9 protein-coding genes and 1 other RNA gene are annotated in these 14,393 nt (G+C 66.7%); 4 read left to right on the plus strand and 6 right to left on the minus strand.

The genetic code is table 11. From position 1 onward, the window contains the following. Nucleotides 1–152 precede the first annotated feature (152 nt). On the plus strand, nt 153–2,342 hold the full coding sequence (locus tag XarbCFBP7408_RS02655; RefSeq protein WP_104561140.1) for a TonB-dependent siderophore receptor: 2,190 nt from the start codon (nt 153–155) through the stop codon (nt 2,340–2,342). Nucleotides 2,343–3,285: 943 nt separating this feature from the next. Here the strand turns inward: XarbCFBP7408_RS02655 and XarbCFBP7408_RS02665 are convergent. From XarbCFBP7408_RS02665 to XarbCFBP7408_RS02675, 3 genes are read right to left on the minus strand one after another with little or no spacing between them, the layout of a single operon-like run. Then, on the minus strand, nt 3,286–3,957 hold the full coding sequence (locus tag XarbCFBP7408_RS02665) for a methyltransferase (protein ID WP_104561142.1): 672 nt from the start codon (nt 3,955–3,957) through the stop codon (nt 3,286–3,288). 57 nt (nt 3,958–4,014) lie between these two features. Further along, nucleotides 4,015–4,707 carry an SGNH/GDSL hydrolase family protein gene (locus XarbCFBP7408_RS02670; protein ID WP_104561144.1) on the minus strand — a complete coding sequence of 231 codons (693 nt, stop codon included), beginning with the start codon at nt 4,705–4,707 and terminating at the stop codon, nt 4,015–4,017. Then, a complete protein-coding gene (locus XarbCFBP7408_RS02675; RefSeq protein ID WP_024938954.1) occupies nt 4,707–5,978 on the minus strand; it encodes a pyridoxal phosphate-dependent aminotransferase in 1,272 nt (423 codons plus the stop codon). The genes XarbCFBP7408_RS02670 and XarbCFBP7408_RS02675 overlap by 1 nt, the downstream gene beginning before the upstream one ends. Before the next feature lie 153 nt (nt 5,979–6,131). On the opposite strand from XarbCFBP7408_RS02675, the gene rsgA reads away from it, so the two are divergent. The 3 genes from rsgA to XarbCFBP7408_RS02690 all read left to right on the plus strand — a co-directional run bounded on the left by rsgA (nt 6,132) and on the right by XarbCFBP7408_RS02690 (nt 9,403). After that, nucleotides 6,132–7,223, plus strand: coding sequence for a ribosome small subunit-dependent GTPase A (rsgA, locus tag XarbCFBP7408_RS02680; RefSeq protein WP_104561146.1), 1,092 nt, complete (start codon nt 6,132–6,134; stop codon nt 7,221–7,223). After that, nucleotides 7,223–8,485, plus strand: coding sequence for a flavohemoglobin expression-modulating QEGLA motif protein (locus XarbCFBP7408_RS02685; RefSeq protein ID WP_104561148.1), 1,263 nt, complete (start codon nt 7,223–7,225; stop codon nt 8,483–8,485). Before rsgA ends, XarbCFBP7408_RS02685 begins: the two co-directional genes overlap by 1 nt. A 237-nt stretch (nt 8,486–8,722) precedes the next feature. Beyond that, a complete protein-coding gene (locus XarbCFBP7408_RS02690) occupies nt 8,723–9,403 on the plus strand; it encodes a type 1 glutamine amidotransferase domain-containing protein (protein ID WP_104561150.1) in 681 nt (226 codons plus the stop codon). Between the two features lie 65 nt (nt 9,404–9,468). Here the strand turns inward: XarbCFBP7408_RS02690 and XarbCFBP7408_RS02695 are convergent. From XarbCFBP7408_RS02695 to XarbCFBP7408_RS02705, 3 genes are all read right to left on the minus strand, one after another. Continuing rightward, nucleotides 9,469–9,545, minus strand: a non-coding RNA gene (locus XarbCFBP7408_RS02695) — sX9 sRNA. 334 nt (nt 9,546–9,879) lie between these two features. Beyond that, nucleotides 9,880–11,799, minus strand: a complete 1,920-nt coding sequence (locus XarbCFBP7408_RS02700; RefSeq protein ID WP_104561152.1) for an alpha-amylase family protein — start codon at nt 11,797–11,799, stop codon at nt 9,880–9,882. A 34-nt stretch (nt 11,800–11,833) separates the two neighbouring features. Next, a complete protein-coding gene (locus tag XarbCFBP7408_RS02705) occupies nt 11,834–14,290 on the minus strand; it encodes a TonB-dependent siderophore receptor (protein WP_181106154.1) in 2,457 nt (818 codons plus the stop codon). Between the last annotated feature and the right edge of the window lie 103 nt (nt 14,291–14,393).

A 14,393-nucleotide genomic window follows, 5' to 3' on the forward strand; every position in this document is an offset into this window, starting at 1 on the left:
GCCCGGCATCGACCGCGCATGTATTGACAGCGATTTAACGCGGATCGAACATGCGCCCCCAGCCAGCAAACGGTGCGCGCCTTCCGAGGGCGCTGCCGACGCCAGCCTCACTAGCCGTCATCGACGGCCATACTCGCTCTTGAGGCTGACCCATGTCCCATCGCATCGTCCCTGCGCGCACGCTCACGCGTGCGGATTTCCGTTCGTCGCAGCTGCCGCTGGCGTCCTCCCTGCTGGCTTTGGCCTGCGCATGGCCATTGGCGGCTGCGGCGCAATCGAGCACGCGCGACCCGGTCGATCTGGACCGTCTGCAGATCGAGGCACACCGCGGCGCCGCGACCGAAGGCAGCGACTCCTACACCGCCGATGTGGCGCGCAGTTCGACCAAGCTGGAGCTGTCGCTGCGCGAGACGCCGCAGTCGGTGGTGGTGGTGACGCGCCAGCAGATCGTCGACCGCAACCTGCAATCGCTGCAGGACGTCACCGACACCGTGGCCGGCTTCAACTCGCCGACCTGGGACACCGAGCGCACCTACATCACTGCGCGCGGCTTCGAGGTGGACTACTACCGCATCGACGGCATTCCTACCGACTACACCGGCGATGTGCAGCAGAACATGGCGATCTACGACCGGGTGGAAATCATCCGCGGCGCCAATGGCCTGACCACCGGCGCGGGCAGTCCGGCCGCGTCGATCGACCTGGTGCGCAAGCATGCCGACAGCGATGTGTTCACCGGTCGGGTCGATCTGTCGGCAGGGCGTTGGGACCGCTATCGCGGCACCGTCGACCTGCAATCTCCGTTGAACGCCGCCGGCAACGTGCGTGGACGGGTGGTTGCCAGCTACGAGGACAAGCAGTCGTTCCGCGATTACTACAGCAAGCAATCGTCGCTGTTCTACGGCATCGTCGATGCGGATTTCAGCGATGCCACGCGCGGCTACATCGGCATCAACAAGCAGCGCAACGACGGCCGCGGCACCACCTGGGGCGGGGTGCCGGCGTATTTCAGCGACGGCAGCCGCACCAATTTTGCACGCTCGGATGCGTTCACGCCGCGCTGGGCGCGCGGCGTGGCCGACACCACCAATGCGTTTGCCGGCCTGACCCGTCGCTTCGACAACGGTGCGCAGCTGCACGTGGAATATTCGCATCAGCGCTTCGAAGCCGATTGGAAGTCGGTGCTGTTCGGCTACTTCGATTACCCGGACCGCCAGACCGGCCTGGGCCTTGCCAACACGTTTGGCGGGCGCTATCCCGCACTCACGGCGCAAAACAGCCTGGATGCCTATCTCAGCGTGCCGCTGACCTGGTGGGGCCGCAACCACGAACTGGTCGCTGGCGCCACCTGGATGAACCGCAACGTGCGCAGCTGGTCCAACGGGCCGCAGCCGCCGCAGGTGCTGACGGCCGAAAGCGTCTACGCATGGACCGGAACCATGGCGCAACCGCAATGGACGCCGCTGGTGAAGGGCGAAGAACGCGACGTGCGCCAGGTGGCTGCCTACGCTGCCGGCCGTTTCAGCCTGACCGACGCACTCACGGCCATCGTCGGCGCACGCGTCACCGACTGGAAGAACACCGATCAACTGGTGCCGGCCAACACCTACGAGCGTCGCGGCCGCACCACGCCGTACGCCGGCCTGATCCTGGACGTGGACGACCATCATTCGCTCTACGCCAGCTACACCGGCATCTTCAAGCCGCAAAACAATCGCGACCGCAGCGGGCGCTATCTCGCCCCGCTGGAAGGCAACAGCTACGAGGTCGGCGCCAAGGGCGAATACCTCGGCGGCCAGCTCAACGCGGCGCTGGCGGTGTTCCGTATCGAGCAGGACAACCTGGCGGTCAACGACCCCGGACAATTCGTGCCCGGCACCACCAATCAGGCCTTCCTGGCGGCCAAGGGCACGGTCAGCCAGGGGGTGGAATTCCAGCTCGACGGACAGCTGTCCGAGCAGTGGCGGATCGCGTTCGGCTTTGCCCAGTTCGATGCCAACGATGCCAGCGGTGTCGACGTCAATCCGACCAGCCCGCGTCGCGAGGCCACTCTGTTCACCAGTTGGCAGACCGGCCCATGGCGCGTGGGCGGTGGCCTGAGCTGGCAGTCGGCCATCCACGAATTGATGTCCGGGCCACAGGGCACAACGCAACGGCTGACCCAGGGCAGCGTGGTGTTGGCCAATGCGATGGCACGCTACGACATCAGCCAGGCATGGTCGGCGCAGCTCAACGTGCGCAACCTGTTCGACCGCAAGTACTACGCCAACATCGTCTATCAAAGCCAGTTGATCTACGGCGACCCGCGCGATGTGGAGCTGACGCTGTCCTGGAAGTTCTGACCTTGCTCAAGACGACAGGCTTTGGCGGTATCGATGCCGCCATAGGTCCTGCGACGGTGGGCTAACCAAGCCTTTGCCTGCATCCAAACGGCGCGTCGACTCGGTGACTTGGTTGTCCCGAAGTGATTGGTCGGCGCGGATGGATCAATTGTAGAGCGGCTGCTCTGCGACTCGCTGCAGGGCCCTTGCCCGCCCACCCTCGCAGGACACGCCGCAAGTACATCCCTGTAGGCTCTTACGCGGCATCCATGCCGCGTAAGGTCCCGCGACGGTGGGCGGGCAAGGACCAGTCGAGATGGTCGGTGTGCAGGGCCTTCAACAACGCAACCTACAAATTCTCTGGCGCGGTGCCCTTACCGATTGCGGGACCGTGTGGCGGCAAGGATGCCGCCACCGAGCCTCCATGGACGGATTCACGGCGTGTCCCGCGAGCGGTGAGGGCGCCGCGCACTCGGCGAACTAGGCCTTTGCCTGCATCTAGACAAAGCGGCGGCTCGATGAGTTGGTTGTCCCGAAGTGATTGGTCGGCGCGGATGGATCAGTTGTAGAGCGGCTGCTCTGCGACTCGCTGCACGGCCCTTGCCCGCCCACCCTCGCAGGACACGCCGCAAGTACGTCCTGTAGGCGCTTACGCGGCATCCATGCCGCGTAAGGTCCCGCGACGGTGGATGGGCAAGGGCCAGGCGAGATGGTCGTGTGCATGGCCTTCAACAAGGCAGCCAGCGGATTCTCTGGGGCGGTGGTGCACCGACCTTGAACAACGTGGCCCGGGATCATCCGCATGACGTCAACAGCGGCTGTCAAAACGACTGCGCGGCCGGTGCCCGGTGCGGCATTGCGACGCGTCCACGCCGGTTACTGCGTGCCGTCCACATCCATCCGGCGACCGCGCGTTACGTCTTGTCAGCCGTTCTGAAGCGAGCCAGGCACATTGTGCACGGCCTCAGCGCGGCTCGGCCACGATCAGCCAGTTGTTGAATGGCGTGTTGCCGTACAACGGCGCAAACCTCGCGCGCAGACCGGCAGCGTCCAGCTGCGCCTGCAGGCTGTCGCGGGTGGGATAGCTGCGCGGCATGCGCTGCATCCAGCCGCTCAGATGTGCCAGCACGTCGGTCACGCGGCTGGTGCGGCCACGGCTGCTGGTATCGCCCAATGCGCTGCGGATCACCAGCTTCGCGCCCGGCGTCAGCATCTGCGCCACGCTGCGCAGCAGGCTGGCCTGCATGTCGGCCTGCAGATACTGCAGCACGTCCAGAATGGTCACGCTGCCGCGGTGTTGCGGCCAGGCCACGCTCAGATCGACCACCGCGAACTGCGTATTGCCCAATGCCGAGCGCTGCGCGATGTGTTGCGCGCGTCGGATCTTGGACGCGTCCACATCCACCCCGTGATACGCCAATGCCTGGCCATCGGCACGCAATGCGTGCGCGAGCAGGCCCAGCCCGCAGCCCAGATCCAGCACGGGCGCGCGGGTGCTGCGCAACTCGGCCAGCACGCCCGGATACAGCGGGTCGGTGCGCAGCTTGGCCTGGGTGTAGTAATAGTCGTAGCGATTGCCCAGCGGATGCGGCGGCAAAAACGCGCGCGCGATCGCCAGCGCCTGCGCGCGGCTCATGGGTTGGGTGGCGGTGCTGTGCAATGTCGTTCCTTGGCAATGAGGCTTGGTGCGCGGCTAGCCTGGGGCCTGCTGACGCGATTGGGGCTGCCCACGCGTGGCGTGGTCCATCCCGCTCGCGTTGGCAGCCGCTACCGCATCGCGCGCCGCTGGCAGTGCCAGTGCGGTCCAGCGCGCATACATGGCGCCGGAGGGATGCAGGCCATCGTCGACCAGCATGTCGGCAGCGTCGCCGCCATCGCGGCTGGTGGCGGTGATGTCGACAAGGCGCACCGAGCGCGCGGCGCAGCGTTCGGCAGCTACGCTGTTGAAGGCGTCGATCTGTGCGCCGATCAGTGCCGCATCGCCGCCTTGCGCATGCGCAAACGGGGTCAGCCCCCAATCCGGAATCGACAGCACGAACACGCGTGCCGCAAGCCCGCCGGCGAACCCGATCGCACGCTGCAGCAACGCATCGAACTGGCTGCGGTACGCGTCCAGCGAGCGCCCGCGGTATTGATTGTTGACACCGATCAGCAGGCTCACCAGCTCGAACGGCCCCTGCGGCGCAGCGGCATCGAGACCGGCCTGCAGCTCGTCGGTGGTCCAGCCGGTGGTGGCGATGATCTGCGGCGGCGCCACGTTCCAGCCGTAGGCACGCAAACCGTCGACCAGTTGCACCGGCCAGCGCTGCTCGGGGGCGACGCCTTCGCCGATGGTGTAGGAATCGCCGAGCGCCAGATAGCGCAGCGGCGTGCCGGCCGCCGCCATCAGGCCACGCTGCGCGACTTGAGCGGCACGACCTTGGTGACCGCCTCGGCGCGGCGCGCCAGCGCACGGTCGATACGTGCGAACACATCGCGCATCACCGGCGCTTCCGGCATCAGGGTCACGCGGAAGTGGTGGCGGTAAGGCACGTTGAAACTGGAACCCGGCACCACCAGGACGCCTTCCTCGTTCATCAGGTCGAGCGCGAATTCGTGATCGTCGAAGTTGCGCGCGGCCGGGCCGACCACCGCAGGGAACGCGTACAGCGCACCGGCCGGCGCCACCAGCGACAGGTGCTCGCTGGCCGCGCAGGCCTCGATCACCGCACGGCGGGTTTCGTACAGACGGCCGCCCGGCGCGCACAGCGCCGAGATGGTGTCTGGCCCGTTGACTGCCGCGTCGATGGCGTACTGGCCCGGCACGTTGGCGCACAGGCGCAAGGCGCCGAGCAGGTCCATCGCATTGCGCAGGTCGTTGATGCGCGACTGCTCGCCCGACAGCAGCGCCCAGCCCACGCGCCAGCCGCAGGCGCGGTGCACCTTGCTCAGGCCGCCGAAGGTGATGCACGGATGCGCACCGGCCAGTGGCGCCACCGGCACGAAGGCGGCGTCGTCGTAGAGCACCTGGTCGTAGATCTCATCGACCATCAGCAGCAGGTTGTGCTTGCTGGCGATGGCCACGATGCGCTCCAGCAGTTCGCGCGAATAGCTGGCGCCGCTGGGATTGTTTGGATTGATCAGCACGATGGCGCGGGTACGCGAGGACACCAGCGTCTCGATTTCCACCGGATCCGGCTGGAAGCCGTTTTCCGGAGCGCAGCGGTAATACACCGGTCGGCCATCGTTGAGGATGGTGGCGGCCGACCACAGCGGATAGTCGGGCGAGGGCACCAGCACTTCGTCACCGGGGTTGAGCAGCGCACGCAGCGACAGGTCGATCAGCTCGCTGACGCCGTTGCCGACGAAGATGCGGTCCGGATGCGCATCCGGGTGCTGGCGCCGCGCATACGCGGTGGCGATCGCCTCGCGCGCTTCCGGCAGGCCCTGCTGATGGGTGTAGGGATCGGTGCGGCCCATGTCGTCGGCGATCGCGCGCTGCAGATGCTCCGGCGCACGGAACCCGAACGCGCCTGGATTACCGATATTGAGCTTGATCAGCTTGCGGCCCTGCGCCTCCAGCTCCCGCGCTCGTCGCGCCAGCTCGCCCCGGATTTCGTAGCGGACTTCGGACAGACGCTCGCGGATGGCGAGCGGCTTTTGCGGGGCAGTGGACATGCGACGGGCCGGTTGTAGGCGTGAGGCTTGGCATGGTAGCGGAAATATGACAGGCGGACATGCTTGCATCGGCAACGATGCCAAGGGGCGCTTCAGCCCGGGCGCAACGCCCGATTGCACAAGCCACTGCGGCCAGCCGGCTAGAATCGCCCCATGAGCATTGTGTCCCCCGATTACCCCACCCTCCAATCCATTGGCTGGCCCTGGCCTGGCCCTGCCGAGGATCCGGCCTGGCAGGCGCTCTTCGCCGCGCATCCGCAGGCGCTGCCGGCGCGGGTGGTGGAGCAGCATCGCACCGGCTATGTGGTGGCCGATACGCCGGAGGCCGGTCTCAAGGCCGAATCGTTGCCGGAGTGGCAGCGGCCGCGGTTTCCCAGCCATGAGCGGGCGTCGGTGGGCGATTGGGTGCTGATGGAGGGCAAGCGCATCGTGGCCTTGCTGCCACGGCGCACCTCGATCAAGCGCGGTGCGGCCGGCGAGCATTACCACCAGCAGGTAATCGCGGCCAACATCGATACGGTATTCATCGTGTGCGGGCTGGATGCGGACTTCAATCCGCGCCGCATCGAACGCTACCTGCTGCTGGTCGGCGGCGGCGGTGCCGAACCGGTGGTCGTACTGACCAAGGCCGACCAGACCGAATACGCCGAGGACGCATTGGCGGTGCTGGAGGAACTGGAAGCGCAGAACATCCCGTTGCGCGCGGTCAACGCCAAGGATCCGGACAGCGTGGCGGCGCTGCGGCCGTGGCTGGGCGATGGCCGTACCGCGGTGCTGGTGGGCTCGTCCGGTGCCGGCAAGTCGACGCTGACCAATACCCTGCTCGGCACGCAGAAGATGAAGACCAATGCGGTGCGCGAGAACGATTCGCGCGGCCGGCATACCACCACCCATCGCGCGTTGATTCCGTTGCCGTCGGGTGCCTGCCTGATCGATACGCCCGGAATGCGTGAGCTCAAGCCTACCGGCGAAGAAGATCTGGCCGAGGGCGGCTTCTCCGATGTGGAAGCGCTGGCGGCGCAGTGCCGCTTCAACGATTGCGCGCATATCGCCGAGCCCGGCTGCGCGGTGCGCGCGGCGATCAAGGCCGACTTGCTGGATCCGGAGCGGGTTGCCAACTACATGAAGCTGCGGGTGGAAGTGGCCGCAGCGGCCGAAAAGCTCGCCACACGCCTGGCGCAGAACAACCGGGGCAAGGGAGCGGGCCGGCGGCCTGCCAGCGTCGACCGCAACGGACGCCGCTGATGCCATCGCGCAAGGGGCCGCCGGACATCGTCCACCATGCGGCGCTGGATGCGCGCCTGGTCAAGGCCGTACGCGGCGTGCGCCTGCTCGCCCTGGCCAGCTGGCCGCGCGCGCTGCAGGAGCCATTTCTGCTCAGCGTGGCGCGTGGGCAGCCGGAATTGCCGCAGGTCGACTACCCATCGCTGGATTTCGGCGACACCCGGCGCGAACTGGCCGCCATTGCCAGGGACGCCGACCCGCATCATCCCATCGGCGCGTACCTGATCGATTCGGCGCATAGCTGGGGCCTGGCGGCCGGCCTGCTGGAATCGCTGGGCACCCGCGCGGTCAGCGATTACTCGGCGCAGCTGTTCGGCGTGCCCGACGACCCGATGCCGGGCAACGGCCCGAGCACGCGCGAAGCGGCGCGGCACTTCATCCAGATCGCGCACGAGCTGGACCGCGAATTGCTGGCGCCGGAAGAACAGGTGCCTGTGTCGGCAACGGCGTTACGCATGCAGTTGCAGAACGATCTGGACGCGTTTTTCGAAGGGCGCGTCATCACCGTCACGCTCGATCCGGATCTGCTCGCCAAGGCGGCCGCCGGCGCGCACCGCATCCGCTTGCGCACCGGCGCGACGTTCAGCGATTACGACCGCGCGCAGCTGTTCCATCACGAAGCGCTGGTGCATTCGCTGACCGCACTCAATGGCCGTGCGCAGGTGCATCTCCCCAGCCTGGGGATTTCCTCGCCGCGCACGACTGCCACGCAGGAAGGCTTGGCCACATTCGCCGAGCAGATCACCGGCAGCATCGATATCGAACGCATGAAGCGCATCAGCCTGCGTATCGAGGCGATTGCGATGGCGCGCTCGGGTGCGGACTTCATCGAGGTGTTCCGCTATTTCACCGCAGGCGGGCAGAGCGCGGCGGAGAGTTTTTCCTCGGCGCAGCGCGTCTTCCGCGGCGTGCCGACCTCCGGCGGCGGCGCCTTCACCAAGGACACCGTGTACCTGCGCGGGCTGGTGGCGGTGCACACCTTCTTCCGGCATGCGCTGCAGCGCGATCAGCTGCAGCTGTGCCGTTACCTGTTCGCCGGCAAGATGGCCCTGGGCGACGTGGCGCGCCTTGCGCCGTTGTTCGACAGTGGCGTGCTGGTCGCCCCGCGCTGGTTGCCGCCGTGGGTGAGCCGCGTCAGCGGGCTGGCCGGCATGCTGGCGTTTTCGTTGTTCGCCAATCGCATCCGCATGGATCAGCTGCAGCCACCGGCGATGAACGTCTGACGCCTGCCGAGCAAGTTGCGCGAGGTTGCCGCGCCAGCGCGGTGGCACAGCGACGCTGCCGCAGACGCGGGTCGGGTGACGAGGCAAAGTACGTGACGCATGCCTGGCATTGCATTGCTACCAGTGCAAGGCACTGAACCGTAGGCATCGTGCCGACGCGTTCTACACGATGCTGCAACGGGCTGCAGCGGACACTGATCGCCTTGCCCGCAATGGGCCATGTCACGAGGCGATACGATGAAAATCCTGATGGTGCTCACTTCCCACGACCAACTCGGCGATACCGGCAAGAAGACCGGTTTCTGGCTGGAGGAATTTGCCGCGCCGTATTACGTGTTCAAGGATGCCGGCGCAGACATCACCCTGGTCTCGCCCAAGGGTGGCCAGCCGCCGCTGGACCCCAAGAGCGACGAGCCCGATGCGCAAACCGAGGCCACCAAGCGCTTCAAGCAGGACACCGACGCACAGCAGGCATTGGCCAGCACGCAGCGCCTGGCGGACGTCAAGGCCGATGACTTCGATGCGGTGTTCTACCCGGGTGGCCATGGCCCGTTGTGGGACCTGGCCGAAGACGCAGATTCGATCGCGCTGATCGAAGCATTCGCCGCGGCCAACAAGCCGCACGGCCTGGTCTGCCACGCACCGGGCGCGCTGCGCCGGGTCAAGGGCAGCGATGGCAAGCCGTTGGTCAACGGCCGCCGCGTCACCGGCTTCACCAATAGCGAAGAAGAGGGCGTGGGCCTGACCAAGATCGTGCCGTTCCTGGTCGAAGACGTGCTGACCGAACTTGGCGGCCGCTACGAGAAGGGCGCCGACTGGGGCGTGCATGTGGTCACCGATGGCGTGCTGGTCACCGGCCAGAACCCGGCTTCGTCGGAGAAGGCTGCCGGGGCGTTGCTTGAGTTGTCGAAGCGCTGATTCTGGTTGTCGTGTTGGCGATGCATGAAGGCCACCGGAAGACATCGCCACGTTTGATTTGGAGCGGCCAACAAGACGGAGCAAGTAGTCGTCAGCTAAGGTGCGGACGTCGCGGAGTAACCGGAGTGTACGCGTGGTACATACCGGTGCCGAGCGGCAGCCGCACCTGTCTGACGGTAAGTGCAGTAGCTTTTTAGCGTCCTTCGCCGTGTACTTTAAAAGCGCCGCATCGTTCAACAACCGGAAGCAATCCGGTGCTCGCAACCAAACGAACCGGCCATGCTGACTGGTCCTTGTCCGCCCACCGTCGCGGGACCTTACGCGGCATGGATGCCGCGTAAGAGCCTACACGGACGTACTTGCGGCGTGTCCTGCGACGGTGGGCGGGCAAGGGCCCGGCTGCCAGGCCACAGATCGTCCGCCCTAGCCGCAGATGGTGCGCCCTGCAGGCGCGCGACAAACCTGCACAGTCGCGTTCAAGCAGTACGCTCCAGCCAGCGCACTGCATACGCCGGTAGCACCAGCCGCAGGTCATCGCTCAGCGATTCGGCAGCCGTCTCGCCGCCATCCGCCACCACCTTCCATCGGCCATCTCCGAGCGCGGCAAGCGCCACCGGCAACGGTTGTTCGCCGAAGTTGTGCACCGCCAAGAAGCGATCGCCACGCGTCAATGCAAACAGGCGCGCATCGCCCAGCGCAACGCTCCCCAGCGCCTGGTCGGCAGCCAAGGCGGGCAGCGCGGCACGTTGCCGGATCAATCCACGTAGCCGGCGATACACCGTGCCGCTCAGGCTGGCTGCATCTTCGCGCTGTGTTGCAAGCGGCCAATCCATCGCCGGGCGATGCAACCAGCGACCTTCGTGCCGACGCTGCGGATCGTCGCGGTAGCTGCCGTCGTTGGGCAGGGCGAGTTCGTCGCCCATGTAGATCAACGGCACGCCCGGCATCGCCAGCGCGATGGCATAGAGCAACACCAGTCGATCCACCGCCATGCGCAACGCCGCCGCATCGCCCGACGCCTGTGCGGCCTGGATCCCGGCCAATGCCGCGGCCATGCCGTTGGTGCCGTGCACGCCGTCGCCACTGCTCTGGAAGCTCTCGCCGCGCGCGTAACTGCCCGGCACCTCATTGGCATAGAAGCGCGCGACCTCGCGCAGTGCGAATGGCGGCTGCGCGGCGTTGCCGGCGGCTTCGTGTTGCAGCACGTTCCAGCCGATGTCGTCGTGGCAGCGCACATAGCTCAGCCAGGCGCAGTTGGCCGGCAAGGGTGGGCTATGCGCGATGACGTTGTGCAGGATGTCGCCGCGTTGCAGCGCCAGCGCCGACCAGCCGGCCGCCATCAGCGTGCTGTGATAGGCCAGGTGGCATTCGTGGCCCTGGTCCTCGCCACTGCCGAAGTAGGGCGGCAATTGCGTCATCGGCACGATGGCTTCGGCCTTCATCACCACCGACGGCGCAACGATATCGGTGACCGCGCGCAGCGCCACCAGCAAGGTATGCGCCTCGGGTTGATTCATGCAGTCGGTGCCGGTGCGCTTCCACAGATACGCGGTGGAATCCAGGCGGAACGCTTCCACACCCAGATTGGCCAGCTGCAGCATCGCCAGCGCCATCTCGCCGAACACCGCCGGGTTGCTCCAGTTCAGATCCCATTGATAGGGATAGAACGTGGTCCACATCCACTGGCCGGTGGCGTCCACCCAGGTGAAGTTGCCGGGTGCGGTGTGCGGGAAGACCTGTCCCAGCGTGGCTTCGTACTGGTCGGGCTGCGTGCGATCGGCGAAGTGATGATAGTAGTCGAGATAGCGCGCATCGCCGGCCCGCGCCGCCTGCGCCCAGGCGTGGTCGTCGGCGGTATGGTTGAGCACGAAATCCGCGCACAGGCTGATGCCGGCCTCGCGCAGGCGTGTGGTCAGTGCGACGAGATCGTCGTTGCTGCCCAGGCTCGGCTCCACCTGACCGTAATCGCTGACCGCAAAGCCGCCATCGTTATCGCCGGCGCGCGCGTGCAGGAACGGCAGCAGGTGCAGATAGCGCACACCCAGCTCCTGCAGATACGGCACACGTTCGGCCACGCCTTGCAGCGTGCCGGCGAAGCGGTCCACGTAGGCGCTGTAGCCCAGCATGTGCTGCCCGCCGAACCAGCCGGGCTGGCGCGTTGTGTCGAGCTGTTGCAGTGGCTGTGGCCGCTGTTGCGCGCTGCTGCCGAGCGCGCTCAACCACCGCGTCAGCCACGCCGCATGGTCCGGGCGTTGCCCATATAGCGCTTGCAGCGCGTCGAGCAGACGCGGCGCGTGCCGGTCGAAGCGCGGCAACAGCGCGCTCGCTCGCTGCGCATCCAGGGGCGCGGCAAAGGCCGCGCGCAATGCGGTGAAATCGCTGGGGGAGGTGCTCATCGGCAAGCGCCGGGACGAACCCGGCGAGGGGTCCTTAGAAGTCGTAACGCAGGCTGATGCTGGTGGTGCGGCCGGCAATCGAGCGCGCGCGGATGATGCCGTTGGCCGGGATGCTGGCTTCCTCGGCCTCGGTCAGGCCGAAGGTGTTGAACAGGTTGTTGACGTTGAGCGCCACGGTCAGTGCGTCGGTCACGCGGTAGTCGCCGAACAGGTTCACCTGCGTATAGCCCGGCATCTTCAGCTGGTTGGAGTCCTGGGTGTAGGCATCGGTGGTGCCGATCAGGTTGACGCCGAACTGATAGCCGTCGCCGCGATAGCTGGGCGTCAACTGCCACACCACATCGGCCTGGCGACGCGGCACGTTGCCGGTGTTTTCCGGAGTGATCTGGTCCTTGGAAATCTCCGCATCGGTCCAGGTCAGGCCGCCGTTGACGGTGAAGCCTTCGTAGCGGTAGCTGGCTTCCAGTTCCACGCCGTGCGCCTCGTAGCTGCGGTTGAAGAAACGCTGGCTGGTGACTTCGAAGTTCTGTTCCTCGGTGCGTGCCGAGAACGCGGTGGCGAACAGGCTCAGGCCGTCGCGGCGCCACTTCAGGCCCGCTTCGGCCTGGCGGACCACGTTGACGCCTTCATCGGAGGAGACCGAGCCGTCGTCGCGGACCACGCCGAACAGCAGGCGGTCGGCATTGGCGCGTGCGCCGCGGCTGATGCGCGCGAACGCGCCCAGGTCGTCGTTGATCAGGTAGTTGCTGCCCAGCGAATACGACAGGTAGTTCCAGTCGTAATCCACCGGCCGTGCGTTGGCGGTGTCGACGGTGGCCACGCGCTGTTCAACCGGCTGGATCACGCCATCGCCGTTGACGTCCAGGTTCTGCGCGATCGCGGTGCCGGCATAGCTGCCGCGTGCATCGCCGATGTCGTAACGCAGGCTGCCATCGATGCTGAACTTGCCGCTGTCGAAGGTCAGTGCGACGTACGGCGCGTTGACGTCGTAGCGCACGTCGTAGCTGCGGGTGATGCAGCAATCGCCCCAGAACGGGGTGCCGTACGCATACAGACCGTTTTGTGAGCGCGACACGCCGCCGGCATCGACCACGTTGAGCAGGCGCGAGTCGCGGCCCAGGCTCTGCACGTAGGAGTTCCAGGTCCAGTCCATGTCGATGGTCTGGCGCGAGCTGTAATAGCCCATGCGCAGGTTGAGCGTGCGGCCGTCGCCGCCGAACTCGCGCGAGACGCTGAGGTCGTTGGTGACGTTGCCCAGGTCGTTGATCGCCACGTTGAACAGATGCGTGCGGATCGCGTTGCCGGTGTAGGCCTGGCCGGCGTCCGGGCCGCTGGCCTGCACCAGTTGCGCGCCGGCGCCGCCGATGGACGCGGCGAGCGTGGCGGCATCGGTGACCTCGGCCGGGAACGGGCTGACGAAGCGGCCGCTGTTGTCGGCGATGCGGAACTTCTCGCTCAGGTTCCAGCCGTTGCCCAGGTCGAACCAGGCCTCGGCGCCGATGGTGCGCGAGATCGGGTGCATGCCGTCGCCCAGGTCGGTGCGGCGCGGCTGGTTGTTGCCGTCCAGGCCGACATCGGTGCGGAAATCGCGGCTGTACAAGGTGTCGTTGCCCGGGTCGAAGCCGGCAAAGCCGCCCAGGTCCGGCGAGCGGTCGCGGCCACGCACGGAGGTCGGCACCGGCAGATAACCGGCGGCGCGATCGTTGAGGTATTTGCCGTAGACGCGCACGTAGCCGTTCTCGAACAGGCGGGTCAGGTTGGCCTTGAGCTGGCCGCCCTTGTCGGTGGTGTAACCGGCATCGCGCACGCCATCGCCCTGGCGGAAGAAGCCGCCGATGTTGAACTGCCAGTTTTCCGCGAACGGCGCGCCGTAGTCGAAATCCACGCGGGTGTTGTCGTAATCCAGGCCGCGGCTCACGCCGACGCTGCCGCCTGCGGTGTCGCCGGTCTTGCTGATGAAGTTGATGATGCCGCCGGGCGCGTTGCTGGTGAACGTCGATGCCGAGCCGCCGCGGATGGCTTCGATGCGGTCCAGGGTAAAATCCGAGCGCAGGAAGATGTCCGAGTTGCCGAAGGCGATATCGCCGAATTCCATCACCGGCAGGCCGTCTTCCTGCAGCTGCAGGAACTTGGCGCCGCCGGAGGCGACGGGGAGGCCGCGCACGGCGATGTTGGCGTTGCCTTCGCCACCGCTGGATTCGGCGCGGATGCCGGGGATGTTGCGGAAGATTTCGGCGGTGCTGCGCGGCGCCGATTGTTCGATCGCCTCGGCGCCGACGGTGCTGACCGACACGCTGGACTTCAGCTTGGTGGTGGCGGTGGAGGTGCCGGTGACGAACACCGAATCCAGGTTGACCGCGGCGCTGTCGGCGGCCGGCGGGGTGACGGGTGCGGCCGTGGTCGCGTCCTGCGCCAGCGCGGCAGGCGCGCACAGGCAGGAGGCGACCGCGCAGGCCAGGGCGTGCAGGCGCAGGGTGTGCAAGGTGGGCATTGCGGTTCTCTCTCTCACGGATGGTGGTGTGCCGACGCCTGCATCGTCCCCTCCCAGGGAGTGGCCGTGTGGCCTGCAGTGCGAGCGCAGTAATACGCTCCAG

This window comes from Xanthomonas arboricola pv. guizotiae, from assembly GCF_002940205.1.
Taxonomy (GTDB): Bacteria; Pseudomonadota; Gammaproteobacteria; order Xanthomonadales; family Xanthomonadaceae; genus Xanthomonas; species Xanthomonas arboricola_C.